Origin of the sequence: Streptomyces spinosus, assembly GCF_020400655.1 — a bacterium.
In the GTDB taxonomy this organism is placed as follows: domain Bacteria; phylum Actinomycetota; class Actinomycetes; order Streptomycetales; family Streptomycetaceae; genus Streptomyces; species Streptomyces argyrophylli.
Genome location: NZ_JAINRC010000003.1, coordinates 258,984 through 272,720, shown reverse-complemented (window position 1 = coordinate 272,720; position 13,737 = coordinate 258,984). Strand labels below are relative to the sequence as shown.

Below are 13,737 nucleotides of genomic sequence, written 5' to 3'. Positions count from 1 at the left end.
GCGGCCGTCCACGCCGACGCTACCTCCGGCGCCCGGCGGCCGCCATGCGCGCCCGGCGGTTAGTCTGCTGGCATGTACATGCCTTCACGGACGCGCGCACTGAGGTTCACGGCCGTACTGACCCTGGTGGTGCTCAGCCTGACCGGTTTCTCGTCCGGCCGGCACCACGGCAGCCGGGGGCACGGAGGCGGCGGGGGCGGGTGCAGCAGCTCGCACCAGGACCACGACAGTTCGTCCTCCACCTCGGGCGGCGGCTCGTACGGCTCCTCGGGCGGCTCCTCCTACGGCTCGGACGACGACGGCTACGGCAGCACGGGCGGCGGCTCCTACCGGCGCACCCACCGCCCCACCTCCACGCCGTCCGGCAACGGCAGCAGCACCCCGCTGAAGGACGGGACGGCCAGGCTGGTCGCCTGCGCGAGGGCGGGTAAGCCGTACGCGACGGTCGAGGTCACCAACCCGAACGGCCGCAAGGCGACCTTCAGGGTCGAGGTGCTCTTCCTGCCTCAGACCCCGCCCGCCATCGACTCGGCCCGCACGAAGGTCTCCGTACCCGCCCACGGCACCAGGACGGTCCGGCTCCCGTTCGGGCAGAACGCCCACCTGGACCTGCTCGACCACTGCGAGGTGGACAGGACGGCGCTCCTGGCGTCCTGACCGTCAGCGCACCCGGAACTCCCGGCGGCGGGCGGCGAACAGCTCCGCCTGCCGCCCGGCCGGCAGGTTGCCCAGCGCGATCAGGTGCGGCGCCTGCGCGAACACCTGGGCGAGCGAGGCCTCCCGGGCCGCCCACAGCGCCCGCACGGACCCCTGCACCGCCTCGGCCGGATACCCCGCGATGACGGCGTCCCGGTCGACGCCCGAGGTCGGTGGAGTTCGTGCCGGCTCTCCCACGCAACGAGCGGAAAGGTACGGAAGGGGGTGACCCGGGCCGGTGCTGAAAGGGTCGCTGTGGGCTGAACCCGGCCGCCCGCTTCCTTGCCAGTGTCGTGCTTCCGCGACCCGAGTAAAGGGCGCTGCGCGTCGCCTTCGGCGATGGCCCTCCGGGCCACCCTTGACTCGGCTCACTCCAGCACGGGGGAGAAGCGAGCGGGCGGCCGGGGGAAAGTGGGCGCCTACCGGTACCGGGCCCGCAACCCAGCCGGGCACTCACCCGGCGCCAGGGGTACGCGTCGGCGCCTCGCCTGCACGCCGGGCCGCTTCGGCGGCCACCGTCCCGGCGGTGGGGGAGCGAGGGACGGGCTGGCGTCCCATGAGCCCCTCGGGTCACAGGAAATCGGTGATTGGCGGATTCGGGCCACCTCTAGCGGACCTCCCGCCACCAGACCTACCCCGCCGCTTGGCCCGATTGCACCAATCACCGCCTGGAGGGGCGAGGTGAGGCCGCCGGGGAACCCGGGACTCCCCGGGTTCCCGGCATGAGCCGCAGTCGCCGATCTCACCCGGCGTGCATGAGAGGCGCTGCCGCGCCCCACCCACTCACCGTTCGCCGCTTAGCCCACCTGGCGTGCAGGCGAGGCGCGTTCGCGCACCCTTGCCGACGATGCGGACCCAGCCGACCCGAGGGCCCGGTACCGGCCGGGGCCACCGCCTCTCCGGGCCGCTCGCTCGCTTCTTCCCCGGGCTGGAGCGGGCCGGGTCAAGGGTGGGCCGGAGGCCCATCGCCGAAGGCGACGCGGAACGCGCCCTTGACGCGGACCGCGGAAGCCCGACACTGGCCGGGAAGCGAGCGGCCCAACGGTCACGTGGAATCGCCGGTCAGGGAAACCAGCGTGGCCCTGATCTCCGTGACCATGTACGCAGGCCGCCGGAAAACGTCCTCGGCGCTGAAGCGGAGGAGGCTGCGGATCTCGGGGCAGCGCAGGAGCTGGTTGAACCGGTCGATGTCCCTGCGGTGGGCTTCACGGGTGCCGTGGTAGGCGTACCCTTCGATCTCCACGGCGAGCCCCGCCGCCCGGAAGAGGAAGTCGACGACGCGGCGACTGCCGTCCGGGGTGCGCAGCTCGGCCTGGCTCTCGGGGTGCAGCCCTGCGTCGTACATGCGCAGGCGGGCGACCGTCTCGGCGGGAGAGCCGGCGAGCGGATCGGTCAGCCGGAGCCAGTCCAGGGCCCGGACCGACCCCCGCGAGCCCCTCCCCAGCGCGCGGGCGATCTTCACCTGGCGAACCAGGGGAGCGCGTCGGACTCGCCCGACCCTGCGGTACGCCAGGGCCGAGTCCACGGCGACGATCGCAGAGTCACGTGGGCCGCGGCGAAGGAGATCGGCACAGGTGCGGGTCGGGGTGGTGAGCCGTAGCCCCCGCCTTTCCACCACGTCGCCTCCGCCGAGTGGCATCCGGTGCACACGCACGCCTTTGCCCAGGCGGTGCACGCCGAGCTGCGGATCGATGAAGTCCAGCGGCGCCCTGCGGTCACCGCCGAGCAACTCGATCCTCCAGAGGGCAGCCGCGGAACCGTGGCTCACGACTAACCTCGGTACGCCGAGCTGGACGGCCCGGAGGTGGGTGAACAGGTCCGGCTCGCATCCCGGCTCGGCCCAGGCACCGTGCCGGAGCTGCGTCCAGCCCTCCGCCCGTAGCGCGCGCGACAGGCTACGCCTGGGCCAACCGGCCTTCACGGCACGGGAGGTGAGGAGGACGCCTCTGTCCGCCAGCGCCCTCAAGTCGATCCGCTCCACACGGGCAAGATCGCAGAAACCGTGACCTGCCGCTTGCCCTGTGGATAACCGAGCGGGTTCAGCCCTTCAGGGAGTCCAGGAAGGCACTCCAGGCGAGGGGACGGAAGAGGAGCACGGGTCCGTCCTCGGGCCTCTTGGAGTCGCGGACGGGCACGAGGCCGGGGTGTGCGTCGGCCACTTCGACGCACTCGCCGCCGCTGCCGTTGCTGTAGCTGCTCTTGCGCCACACGGCGGTGCTCAGGTCAGTCCCGGTGCTTGCCATCTCGATAGTCCTCCGCCGCTCGTTCGACCATGGCCAGGGACGCCTCTGGCGGTAGTGCCGCGGCCCTGAGCAGATCGTACGACCTGCGGTAGCCCTTCACGAGCGCCGGATAGTCGATGAGTTGGCCGTTGTGGAGCCCTTCGGTGTAGGCCACCGGCGGGGCGTCCGGAAAGGTCATCACCCTCATCATGCCCATCATGAACGGGTGGGCGTGCGCCGTTTCCGGGAGGATCTGCAGAACGCCCTGCGTGGAGCGGATCACCTGAGCGATGTGCTCCAACTGCTCCGCCATCTCCGTCGGGGGCAGCAGGGGCTTGCGGACGAGGGACTCGTGCAGCACCGCCCAGAACGAGGGCCGCTCCTCCCGGTCCCAGATCTTCGCGCGCTCCAGCCGGGCCCGGACCTGCTTGTCGACGGTCGCGGGCGGCAGCCAGGGCAGCGACGTGTGGACGACGGCCTCCGCGTAGGCCTGCGTCTGCAGCAGGCCCGGTACGAGCATCGGAGCCCAGTCCTCGATCGTCTCCGCGTGCCGCTCCATCTCCGCCACATCCGCGAAGTACTCCGCGTGCCCCGACTGCCGTGCCCGGCGCGCGTCTTCACACCGCCGCTCGAAAAACCCGTCCGTCCCCAGCACCTTGTCGACGTGCCGGGCCAGATCCACCGGCATCCGCCGCTCCCCCCGCTCGATCTGGCTCAGGAACGGCACGCCCCGGAAGCTTCCCTCCGCCAACTGCTCCAAGGTGAGCCCCGCCAGCTCACGCTGATAACGCAACTCGGCGCCGTAGAAGGAGGGGACGTTCGCCGAGGCGTCCGGGTCTTTGCGTGGGGGCATAACTCGTCACCGCCGTTTGCCAGATGTGCTTGCGCAGCCGAAACCTCTTCAAAAGGTACCGGCGTGGGCATCACTCTGTGACTGGTTCATCACAGTCCGCACAGGAAGGTCCGCGCAACCGTGTCGCCCTCGAATCCCCCCTCCGTCCCGCGCGTCAACTCCGTCTACGACACCACCCTCTGCGTGGACGACCTGCGCGAGGCGCTGTCCGCACGCGGCATCACCCTGCCCTCGCTGCGGGTGGACCTGCCGAGCTTCGCGGGCACGTACCAGCCCCCGGCCGGCCTGGTCGCGCTCGGCAACTGCAACGCGGCGACGGCACGCGAACTGGCCAGGGCGCTGCGGGGTGAGGAACGCGCGCCGGACCGGCCGCCGCTGGACGTCGAGGTGGTCGCCGTACCGAAGGCACTACAAGGGCTGCGCCGTACCGTTCGCCGCTACCTGGACGCGCCCTGCGCCGACGTCCAGCTCTGCGTCACCGAACTCGTCGGGAACGTCATCCGGCATGTGGGGGAGGGGGCCTGTGTCCGCGTACGGGTGGCCCGGACGGGCGATGGACGCATCCGCATCGAGGTCACCGACCCGGAGCCGAAAGCCGTGCCGGTGCTCCTGCCTGCCGGAGACGACGACGAGGCGGGCCGCGGTCTCGCCCTGATCGACGCGGTGACCCTCCGGTGGGGTGTCGAGCAGGGGGTGGAGAAGACCGTGTGGTGCGAACTGGCGGAGGGGGCCTGACCGGCCCGCCCGGCGGCGCACACGACGAGGGACCGAGCATTCGCCCGGCCCTGGAGACGTGCTGCCGTGTCACGGCATCTGGCTGGATCTTGCCCTCCCACACACCTCGGCCGCGGCGGCTCCCCTCCGCGCCGCCGCGGCCGATCCCCGTCGGGGTGGTGGCTTACTTGTTGCCCAGGTCCAGGGCCGGCGGGACGGGCGCGTGGTTCTCCAGGGTGGTGATCTGCTCGTCGGTCGACGGCTCGGACTTCTGGGTGCTCTGTGCCGGGTTCTCTTGGAGGGCCGGCGGAACGGGAGCGTGGTTCTCCATCGTGGTGACGTCCGTCGTCTGCTTCTCGGTGTTGCTCATGTTCAGGCTCCCCCTGGGAGTGGTGATCAAGTGAGTCAGGCGCCTCTGTCCGGTGATCTCCCCCGAGTATCGCCGGACAGAGGCACATGGCCGGAGCCCCCCCGTGGGCTCGGTGCGACCCGGACGTCCCCCGACGCGACGGGCCGTTGCTTCGACAGTGCCAGGTGGTCATAAACGTTTGATGAACGTCGACGACGGCCGGCTCAGGACGCCTCCAGCGGTGCCAGCAGTGCTCGCACCTCGGCGGCTTCGGGTGCTCCCGATTGTTCCAGCAGGAGGAGGGCCTCCTGCCAACAGGTTCGTGCCCTGTCCGACTGGCCCAGAGCGTGAAGGCTCTTGCCGAGCGTGCTGAGTACGCTTCCGCGGATCAGGTCGCCGCCGATGAAGCCGATGGCCAGGGCCTGCTCGGCGTGCTGCGCGGCCTGCGCCGGGCGTTCGGTTGTCAAGTGGAGTTGGGCGATACGGAAGTGTGTCGTCCCCTCCCACAGCCGCTGTCGGTTGGTGCCGAACATGGTCAGGGCTTCGGAGAGTTGGCTCAGGCCTTCGGCATATCGCCCGGCTCGTACCAGCGCGACCCCCAAGGCGTAGCGGCCGTTGGCAAGGCGCAGGGTCATACCGAGTTGCTGGAAGATGTCGACGCCCTGCTGGGCCAGACTCACAGCTTCGGAGGTGCGGTTCATACGCTCGTAGAGCCGGGACAGATTGCACAGCGAGTTGGCCTCACCGGGCCGGTTGCCGTCGGCTCGGTAACCGTTCTTGGCGGTGGTGAGGAATTCTTCCGCTTCTTCGTATCGGCCCTGGCTGAGAGCGATGATCCCCCGGTCGGTGGAGGCCCAGCTGATGGGAGCGGCATCTCCCGCCGCGGAGGCGAGGGCAACGGCGCGCCGAGCTTCCTCGTCAGCCTCGGAGTACCGTCCGGCTGCCAGGTGGACGTTGGAGAGGGCGGTTCTGGCCCGGCTTTCGGCTCGGACGTCGGCGTCCTTCTGTGCGGCGTCCCGCAGAGCCCTCGCTGCTGTTTCGTACTGCTTGGCGTTCGCTCCCGATTCCGCCAGGTCCTTGGCGGCCCACAAGAGGTCGACGGCTCGGCTGAGCCCGCTTCCGGTGGTTTGCTGACTGGCACAGGCCAACAGGCACTGTGCCTCTGCGAAGAGCCAGTCGAGCGCCTCGGACCGTGCGGTGAAGAAGAGGCCCTTGTAGGACGTCGGCGTCAAATGGTCAACCGTCCGGTCACCCGGCCGCTCTATGGCGTACACCCGAGCCGCCGTGGCCAGATAAAAGTCCAGCACCCGCGACATCGCCGCCTCCCGCTCCCGCGGCGGCAACTCGTCCCTCTCCGCGCAGGCTCGCGCGTACAGGCGGACCAGGTCGTGGAAGCGGTAGCGGCCGGGCGCCGCCGACTCCAGCAGCGACGTGTCCACCAGGGACTCCAGCAAGTCCTCGGTGTCCTCCGGGGGCAGGTCCAGGACCGCGGCGGCAGCGGCGAGCGAGATGTCCGGGCCGTCGGCCAGGCCCAGGAGCCGGAAGGCCCGGGCCTGGGGCGGTTCCAGCTGGCCGTAGCCGAGTTCGAAGGTGGCCTTCACCGCGAGGTCCCCGGCCTGGAGCTCGTCCAGGCGGCGGCGTTCGTCCGCCAGCTTGGCCGCCAGGACGGAGACCGTCCAGGTGCGGCGGGCCGCCAGGCGGGAGGCCGCGATGCGGATCGCCAGCGGGAGGAAGCCGCAGGCCGCGACCACGTCCAGCGCGGCCTCGCGCTCCGCCGCCACCCGCTCCTCGCCCACGATCTTCGTGAAGAGGGCCAGCGCCTCGTCGGGGGACATGACGTCCAGGTCGACCAGGTGGGCGCCGGCGAGGTCGAGCATGCGGACGCGGGAGGTGACCAGGGCCGCGCAGCCCTCCGTCCCCGGCAGCAGCGGCCGCACCTGCGCCGCGTCCTTGGCGTTGTCCAGCAGCACCAGGACCCGGCGGCCGTCCAGGACCGAGCGGTACAGCGCCGAGCGTTCCTCCAGGGAGTCGGGGATCGCGGTGTCCGGCGTGCCCAGGGCCCGCAGGAAGGAGCCCAGGACCGTCTCCGGTTCCGCCGCGCGGGGGCCCGCGCCCTGGAGGTCGACGTACAGCTGGCCGTCGGGGAAGGCCGGGCGCGCCCGGTGGGCGACGTGGACCGCGAGGGTCGTCTTGCCCACGCCGCCGATGCCGGCCAGGGCCGAGACCGCCATCACCCGGCCCTCCGCCTCCGACGCCGAGGACAGGACGTCCGTCAGATCCGAGACGAAGGACGAGCGGCCGGTGAAGTCGGGGACGGAAGCGGGGAGCTGGGCCGGGCGGACCAGGGTCGCCGTCGGCTCGGTCACGGGGGCGGACGGCTCCGCGAGGGCCGGGTCCGCCTGGAGGATGCGCTGCTGGAGTTCGCTCAGGCCAGGCCGGGGGTCGACCCCCAGCTCCTCCGACAGCAGGCGGCGGGTGTCGGCGTACACCGCGAGGGCCTCCGCCTGGCGGCCGCTGCGGTACAGCGCGAGCATCAGCAGTTCGCGCAGGCGTTCACGCAGCGGGTGCGCGGCCGTCAGGGCCGTCAGTTCCGAGACCGCCTCCGCATGGCAGCCCTGGTCCAGGTCCAGGTCCAGCCGGGTCTCCAGCAGGCCGAGCCGCCACTCCTCCAGGCGGGCCCGCTGGGCCTCGGCGTACGGGCCGGGGACGCCGGCCAGGACTTCGCCGTCCCAGAGCGACAGGGCCTGGTTCAGCAGTGACCGGGCCCGGCCGAGGTCGCCCGTCCCCCGCGCCTTCTCCGCCTCCGCCGCCAGGTCCTGCGCGACCGCGAGGTCCAGGGCGCCCTCGCGCAGGCCCCGGATCGCGTAACCGCCCGATTCGCTGATCAGGACGCCGGGGCTCAGCACCTTGCGCAGCCGGGAGGCGTACGTACGGACCGCCGCCAGCGCCTGGGACGGCGGCTCGGGCCCCCACAGCGCGTCGATCAGCTCCGCCGCCGTGGCCGTACGGCCCTCGCGCAGCAGCAGGGCGGCCAGCAGGGCGCGCTGCTGGGGGGAGCCCGTGCTGAGCGCCTCCTCGCCGTGCCAGGCCCGCACCGGACCGAGCACGCCGAAGCGCAGCGGGCCGGGCTCCGCGACGGGCGCGGAGCCGGCACGCCGCTGCTCGGGTACTCGCGGCCCACCGTCCATGCGTTCGTCCCCCTCGGCATCACGAACAACCCCGTCAGTTTGCCTTGTTCCGGGCGGTTGCGTCAGCCGTGGGAGACGCCGATCACAGCGGGCCGTATCCGGGTGCACGAAGCCCTCACAACCTCTCCGCACGACGGCCTCCGGGCGTCGGGAGCTGAGGGAGCGTCACATATGCCGTGATGTACGGACATCCGGCCGGCGGCAGGGCTCAGTCGGTCAGGTCCACCCGTACGGTCAGCAGGTCCGTGCCGAACGCCCGTACCGCCGTGCTGTTGAGACGGGGCAGGGTGCGCAGCCGGGCCACCGGGTCGTCGTCGGGGAGCAGGTGGGCGGTGCCGTGGTGCCAGCGGCCGGCGATGCGGACCCGGACCCGGGGGTCGGCCTGGATGTTGCGCACGTACTGCGACTTCAGGCCGAACTCGGAGACCAGCCAGAAGGAGTCGCCGGCCCGGCGCCCGCCGACCGGGGTGCGCCGGGGCAGGCCGGACGTCCGGCCGGTGGTCTCCAGCAGGGTCTGGAACGGCAGGCGCCGGTTGAGCGGGTTGGCGACGTACCGCTGGAGGCGGGTGACGACGCGGTGCTTGCGGTCTGCGCGGCCTGACACGGTTCCGGCTCCCCTGCTTGCTCCCGGCACGAGGATGCCAGGCTCCACCGGGGTGCGCCGGAACGCAACAGGGGGCGGACGTGCCTCCTCAGTGCCCCAGGAACACCGGGTTGGTGAGCGCGGCCATCGCTCCCGGTACCGGGCCGAACGCCGTCTCGTGGCGTAGCTCGGCCCGCACGTAGGCCGCGCGGTCCGGCGTCGTGCGCCACTCCAGGGTGCCCGTGCCGGACACCGGCAGCGGTCCGCCGGTGCACAGCACGCCCTGGTCGGTGACGAACCGCATCGAGCAGCGCGGCGCCCCGGACACCTCCAGCCGCACGGTCACCGGGGTGTCGTGCCCGACCGCCAGCCGCTCCCCGATCCCGGCCCGTTCGCCCCCCTCGGCCGTCGCGGAGAACGCCAGCGAGACGTGCCGCGACTCGGCCACGTACGACCGCCCCGCACGCAGCCCCTCCTGGATCGCCTCCCGGGTCAGGCCGTCGGCGAGGACGACCGTCTGGGGCAGCCCGACGACGTCCGGGGCGCGGTGGGCGTCGCTGTTTCCCATCGCCGGCAGCCACGCCCGGCCGCCCCGCGCCGACGCGACCAGCGCCGCGTCCCAGGCCGCCAGCGCCGACTCGTCGTCGGGTGTCCAGGGCCCGTTCCACACCTCCACGGCGTCCGCGTGCGCGAACCCGAACTTCCAGGCGCAGCCCACGCAGCCGGCGTACGGATGGGCCGGGACGACCAGACCGCCGGCCCGCCGGATCTCCCGCGCGAACCGCGCCCAGTGGCCGTCCCCGGCCCGGTAGCGCCAGTCGACGAAGGTGCCCGGCTCGGTGCCGATCGCCAGCACGTGCCCGTTCCTGGTAGTGACCTCCTCGCCGAGCAGCACCAGGAGGTCGTCGCCGGCCGCGTCGGCCCAGTGAGCGTGCGAGGCGTGCGTGTTGTGGTCGGAGCTGTTGACGAAGTCCAGCCCGGCCGCGCGGGCCAGGTCCGCGATCCCGTCCGGGGTGCGGCGCCCGTCGGAGTGCCAGGAGTGCAGGTGGCAGTCGCCCCGGTACCAGTCCCGCCCCCGCCCCCGGGCCCGGTCCGGCGGGTACACCGCCTCGGGCGCCTCCCCGGCCGCCCCTTCCGTCAGCGTGACGGTCACCTCGTACGACAGTCCCTGCGGCGCCACGGTGTACGGTCCGAGCGCGATGTGCCAGGTGCCGGGCGTCAGCGGCCCCGGAAGATACCCCGGCGTGGCCCCGTCGGCCCGTACGGAGAACTCGCTCCGCGCACCCCCCGACCACCCCCGGAACCCCCGCCCGCCCAGCTCGGTACCGCCTGGGTCGAACAGCCCGATGTCGAGGGCGTTGCCGGGGGTGCCGGGCGGGACGCGGGGTCTGTCGTAGGTGTAGGAGACCTTCACCTCGCGCATGCCGGGCGGCACTTCGAACGGCAGGTACACATAGTCCGGCGAACCCGCTGCCAACGTGCCGCGCAAGGTCGTCACGGAGCCCACGGTACCCACGATCGGACCTCGGTGACCGCGAACGGTCCGCGCGCACCTCCTGACGGGCGACCGACCGGTCGGTACGATGCCTCATGCGCATCTCCGTCACGATCTTCCTCACCGACGAGACCATCACCCCCGTCCGGCTGGCGCAGGAGCTGGAAGCGCGCCGGTTCTCCGGCCTCTACCTCCCGGAACACACCCACATCCCGGTCGACCGCACCACCCCCTACCCGGCCGGCGGCGACCTCCCGCGCGAGTACGGCCGCACCCTCGACCCCTTCGTCGCCCTGGCCCAGGCCGCGGCCGTGACCCGGCGGCTGGCGCTCGGTACCGGCATCACGCTCGTCGCCCAGCACGACCCCATCGACCTCGCCAAGCAGATCGCCTCGCTCGACCACCTGTCCGGCGGCCGTTTCACCCTCGGCCTCGGCTACGGCTGGAACGTGGAGGAGGCTGCCGACCACGGCGTGACCTGGCGGACCCGCCGGGAACTCGTCCGGGACCGGATGGCGCTGATGCGCGCCCTGTGGAGCGAGGAGCCGACCGCGTACGAGGGGGAGTTCGGCGCGGTACGGGCCAGCTTCGCCCACCCCAAGCCCGTGCGGAAGCCGCGCGGCCCGGTCGTCGGCCCCCGCACGCTCGTCGGCGGGTCCGCCGGGCCCAGGCTGTTCGCGCACATCGCCGAGTACGCCGACGGCTGGCTGCCGATCGGCGGGCGCGGGCTCTCCGAGTCGCTGCCCGTGCTGCGCTCGGTGTGGGCGGACGCGGGCCGCGACCCGGACGCCCTCCAGGTCGTCCCGTACGCCGTCCGGCCCACCCCCGGCAAACTCGCCCACTACGCCGAACTGGGCATCGAGGAGGTCGTGGTGCAGCTGCCGCCGGCCCGGGAGGCGGAGGTGCTGCGGGCGCTGGACGCGTACGGCTCGCTGCTGCCGGACAGTGTCCCGCAACAGTGATCAAACGCGAACGTATGCTCAAGGGATGACGACTTCCGCGACCTCCGGAACCGGCCCCACCGAGAACTCCATGCGTCGCGCCCTCAAACGCGCCCGGGACGGCGTCGCCCTCGACGTCGCCGAGGCGGCGGTGCTGCTCCAGGCGCGGGGTGAGGACCTGACCGCCCTCACCGCCTCCGCCGCCCGGGTGCGGGACGCGGGCCTGGAGGCGGCGGGCAGGCCCGGCGTCATCACGTACTCGAAGAGCGTCTTCATCCCCCTCACCCGGCTGTGCCGGGACAAGTGCCACTACTGCACGTTCGTCACCGTACCCGGCAAGCTGCGCCGCGCCGGGCACGGCATGTTCATGTCCCCCGACGAGGTGCTGGACATCGCCCGCAAGGGTGCCGCCCTCGGCTGCAAGGAAGCCCTGATCACCCTCGGCGACAAGCCGGAGGACCGCTGGCCGGAAGCGCGCGAGTGGCTCGACGCGCACGGCTACGACGACACCATCGCCTACGTCCGCGCCGTCTCCATCCGCATCCTGGAGGAGACGGGACTGCTTCCCCACCTCAACCCGGGCGTGCTGACGTGGACCGACTTCCAGCGGCTGAAGCCCGTCGCGCCCAGCATGGGCATGATGCTGGAGACCACCGCGACCCGCCTGTGGTCCGAGCCGGGCGGCCCGCACCACGGCTCCCCGGACAAGGAACCGGCCGTCCGCCTCCGCGTGCTGGAGGACGCCGGCCGCTCCTCCGTCCCCTTCACCTCCGGCCTGCTCATCGGCATCGGCGAGACCTACGAGGAGCGCGCGGAGTCCCTGTTCGCGCTCCGGAAGGTCTCCCGGGCCTACCACGGCATCCAGGAACTCATCATCCAGAACTTCCGCGCCAAGCCGGACACGGCCATGCGCGGCATGCCGGACGCCGAACTGGACGACCTTCTCGCCACGGTGGCCGTCGCCCGGCACATCATGGGCCCCTCCGCCTGCCTCCAGGCCCCGCCGAACCTGGTCGACGCCGAGTACGAGCGGCTGATCGGCGCCGGTATCGACGACTGGGGCGGGGTCTCCCCGCTGACCATCGACCACGTCAACCCCGAACGCCCCTGGCCGCAGATCGAGGAACTCACCGAGCGCTCCCGCGCGGCCGGCTTTGAACTGCGCGAACGCCTCTGCGTCTACCCGGAGTTCGTCCGCCGCGGCGAACCCTGGCTGGACCCGCGGCTGCGCCCGCACGTGTCCGCCCTCGCCGACCCGGTCACGGGCCTCGCCCTGCCGGACGCGCCGGTCACGGGCCGGCCCTGGCAGGAGCCGGAGGAGGTGTTCACCGCCACCGGCCGCACCGACCTGCACTCCTCCATCGACACCGAGGGGCGTACCGGCGACCGGCGTGCCGACTTCGACGAGGTGTACGGCGACTGGGAGGCCCTGCGGGAGGCGGCCGCCCCCGGCATGGCACCCGAACGCATCGACGCCGACGTGCGCGAGGCGCTGCGCACGGCGGCCGACGACCCCACCCGGCTGACCGACGCCGAGGCCCTCGCCCTGCTGCACGCGGACGGACCGGCACTGGACGCGCTGTGCCGGGTCGCGGACGACGTGCGCAGGTCGGCGGTCGGCGACGACGTCACCTACATCGTCACCCGGAACATCAACTTCACCAACGTCTGCTACACCGGCTGCCGGTTCTGCGCCTTCGCGCAGCGCCGCACCGACGCGGACGCGTACACGCTGTCGCTGGAGCAGGTCGCCGACCGCGCCCAGCAGGCGTGGGAGGTGGGCGCGGTCGAGGTGTGCATGCAGGGCGGCATCCACCCGGACCTGCCGGGCACCGCGTACTTCGACATCGCGAAGGCGGTGAAGGAGCGCGTCCCGGGCATGCACGTGCACGCCTTCTCCCCGATGGAGGTGGTCAACGGCGCGACCCGGACGGGCCTGTCCATCCGCGAGTGGCTCTCCGCCGCCAAGGAGGCGGGTCTGGACTCCATCCCGGGCACGGCGGCGGAGATCCTGGACGACGAGGTCCGCTGGGTGCTGACCAAGGGCAAGCTGCCCACGGCCACCTGGATCGAGGTGGTCCGCACCGCGCACGAGCTGGGCATCCGCTCGTCGTCCACGATGATGTACGGGCACGTGGACCAGCCCCGGCACTGGCTCGGCCACCTGCGCACGCTGGCCGGGATCCAGCGCGAGACCGGCGGCTTCACGGAGTTCGTCACGCTCCCGTTCATCCACACCAACGCGCCGGTGTACCTGGCCGGCATCGCCCGCCCCGGCCCGACGCTGCGGGACAACCGGGCGGTGACGGCGATGGCCCGTCTCCTGCTGCACCCCTGGATCCCCAACATCCAGACAAGCTGGGTCAAACTGGGCATCGAGGGGGCGGCGGAGATGCTCCGCTCCGGCGCGAACGACCTCGGCGGGACGCTGATGGAGGAGACGATCTCCCGCATGGCGGGCTCCTCGTACGGCTCGTACAAGTCCGTCCGCGACCTGGTCGCGGTGGCGGAGGCGGCCGGCCGCCCCGCGAAGCCGCGCACCACCCTCTACGGCGAGGTGCCCGAGGAACGCCGGCGGGCGGCCGAGGCGTCCGACGGCCACCTGCCGGAGCTGCTCCCGGTCCTGGACTGAGCGGCCTCCCGGCCGATCCCCCTCCGCGGACTGAGTACGATGATCCGACCCCTGTGCTGAGAAG

11 protein-coding genes and 1 pseudogene are annotated in these 13,737 nt (G+C 72.4%); 4 read left to right on the top strand and 8 right to left on the bottom strand.

Annotation, left to right across the window (positions count from 1 at the left end):
• Positions 1-72 precede the first annotated feature (72 nt).
• A complete protein-coding gene (locus LG395_RS08135; protein ID WP_308071225.1) occupies positions 73-657 on the top strand; it encodes a hypothetical protein in 585 nt (194 codons plus the stop codon).
• 3 nt (positions 658-660) lie between these two features.
• On the opposite strand, the pseudogene LG395_RS08130 reads toward LG395_RS08135, so the two are convergent.
• The 4 genes and pseudogenes from LG395_RS08130 to LG395_RS08115 form a co-directional block, all read right to left on the bottom strand.
• A pseudogene (locus tag LG395_RS08130) lies at positions 661-846 on the bottom strand (enoyl-CoA hydratase/isomerase family protein); the annotation flags it as partial.
• Positions 847-1,741: 895 nt separating this feature from the next.
• The gene (locus tag LG395_RS08125) at positions 1,742-2,677 is read right to left on the bottom strand and encodes a hypothetical protein (protein WP_225808936.1); all 936 of its coding nucleotides are present in this window, start codon (positions 2,675-2,677) and stop codon (positions 1,742-1,744) included.
• Between the two features lie 58 nt (positions 2,678-2,735).
• On the bottom strand, positions 2,736-2,939 hold the full coding sequence (locus tag LG395_RS08120) for a DUF397 domain-containing protein (RefSeq protein WP_225808935.1): 204 nt from the start codon (positions 2,937-2,939) through the stop codon (positions 2,736-2,738).
• Positions 2,920-3,771, bottom strand: coding sequence for a helix-turn-helix domain-containing protein (locus tag LG395_RS08115; RefSeq protein ID WP_225808934.1), 852 nt, complete (start codon positions 3,769-3,771; stop codon positions 2,920-2,922). Before LG395_RS08115 ends, LG395_RS08120 begins: the two co-directional genes overlap by 20 nt.
• Positions 3,772-3,891: 120 nt before the next feature.
• Between LG395_RS08115 and LG395_RS41425 the strand changes: the two genes are divergently transcribed.
• Positions 3,892-4,506, top strand: a complete 615-nt coding sequence (locus LG395_RS41425) for an ATP-binding protein (RefSeq protein ID WP_308071224.1) — start codon at positions 3,892-3,894, stop codon at positions 4,504-4,506.
• Between the two features lie 163 nt (positions 4,507-4,669).
• On the opposite strand, the gene LG395_RS08105 is transcribed toward LG395_RS41425, so the two are convergent.
• The 4 genes from LG395_RS08105 to LG395_RS08090 form a co-directional block, all read right to left on the bottom strand.
• The gene (locus LG395_RS08105; protein WP_225808933.1) at positions 4,670-4,855 is read right to left on the bottom strand and encodes a hypothetical protein; all 186 of its coding nucleotides are present in this window, start codon (positions 4,853-4,855) and stop codon (positions 4,670-4,672) included.
• A 203-nt stretch (positions 4,856-5,058) separates the two neighbouring features.
• Positions 5,059-8,022 carry an SARP-family global regulator AfsR gene (gene afsR / locus LG395_RS08100; protein WP_225808932.1) on the bottom strand — a complete coding sequence of 988 codons (2,964 nt, stop codon included), beginning with the start codon at positions 8,020-8,022 and terminating at the stop codon, positions 5,059-5,061.
• Positions 8,023-8,230: 208 nt separating this feature from the next.
• Positions 8,231-8,626 (bottom strand): nitroreductase/quinone reductase family protein, encoded by a 396-nt coding sequence (locus LG395_RS08095; RefSeq protein WP_225808931.1) that lies wholly within the window; start codon positions 8,624-8,626, stop codon positions 8,231-8,233.
• 88 nt (positions 8,627-8,714) lie between these two features.
• Positions 8,715-10,190 (bottom strand): CehA/McbA family metallohydrolase, encoded by a 1,476-nt coding sequence (locus LG395_RS08090; protein WP_372463218.1) that lies wholly within the window; start codon positions 10,188-10,190, stop codon positions 8,715-8,717.
• A 5-nt stretch (positions 10,191-10,195) separates the two neighbouring features.
• Between LG395_RS08090 and LG395_RS08085 the strand changes: the two genes are divergently transcribed.
• A complete protein-coding gene (locus LG395_RS08085; protein ID WP_171155338.1) occupies positions 10,196-11,062 on the top strand; it encodes an LLM class F420-dependent oxidoreductase in 867 nt (288 codons plus the stop codon).
• A 25-nt stretch (positions 11,063-11,087) separates the two neighbouring features.
• Positions 11,088-13,673 (top strand): bifunctional FO biosynthesis protein CofGH, encoded by a 2,586-nt coding sequence (locus tag LG395_RS08080; RefSeq protein ID WP_225808929.1) that lies wholly within the window; start codon positions 11,088-11,090, stop codon positions 13,671-13,673.
• Positions 13,674-13,737 lie beyond the last annotated feature (64 nt).

What these genes read in the sequence shown, in the direction of transcription:
- LG395_RS08135 (WP_308071225.1), top strand. Translation starts at nt 73, where the DNA reads ATGTACATGCCTTCACGGACGCGCGCACTGAGGTTCACGGCCGTACTG.
- LG395_RS08120 (WP_225808935.1), bottom strand. Translation starts at nt 2,939, where the DNA reads ATGGCAAGCACCGGGACTGACCTGAGCACCGCCGTGTGGCGCAAGAGC.
- LG395_RS08115 (WP_225808934.1), bottom strand. Translation starts at nt 3,771, where the DNA reads ATGCCCCCACGCAAAGACCCGGACGCCTCGGCGAACGTCCCCTCCTTC.
- LG395_RS08105 (WP_225808933.1), bottom strand. Translation starts at nt 4,855, where the DNA reads ATGAGCAACACCGAGAAGCAGACGACGGACGTCACCACGATGGAGAAC.
- afsR (WP_225808932.1), bottom strand. Translation starts at nt 8,022, where the DNA reads ATGGACGGTGGGCCGCGAGTACCCGAGCAGCGGCGTGCCGGCTCCGCG.
- LG395_RS08085 (WP_171155338.1), top strand. Translation starts at nt 10,196, where the DNA reads ATGCGCATCTCCGTCACGATCTTCCTCACCGACGAGACCATCACCCCC.
- LG395_RS08080 (WP_225808929.1), top strand. Translation starts at nt 11,088, where the DNA reads ATGACGACTTCCGCGACCTCCGGAACCGGCCCCACCGAGAACTCCATG.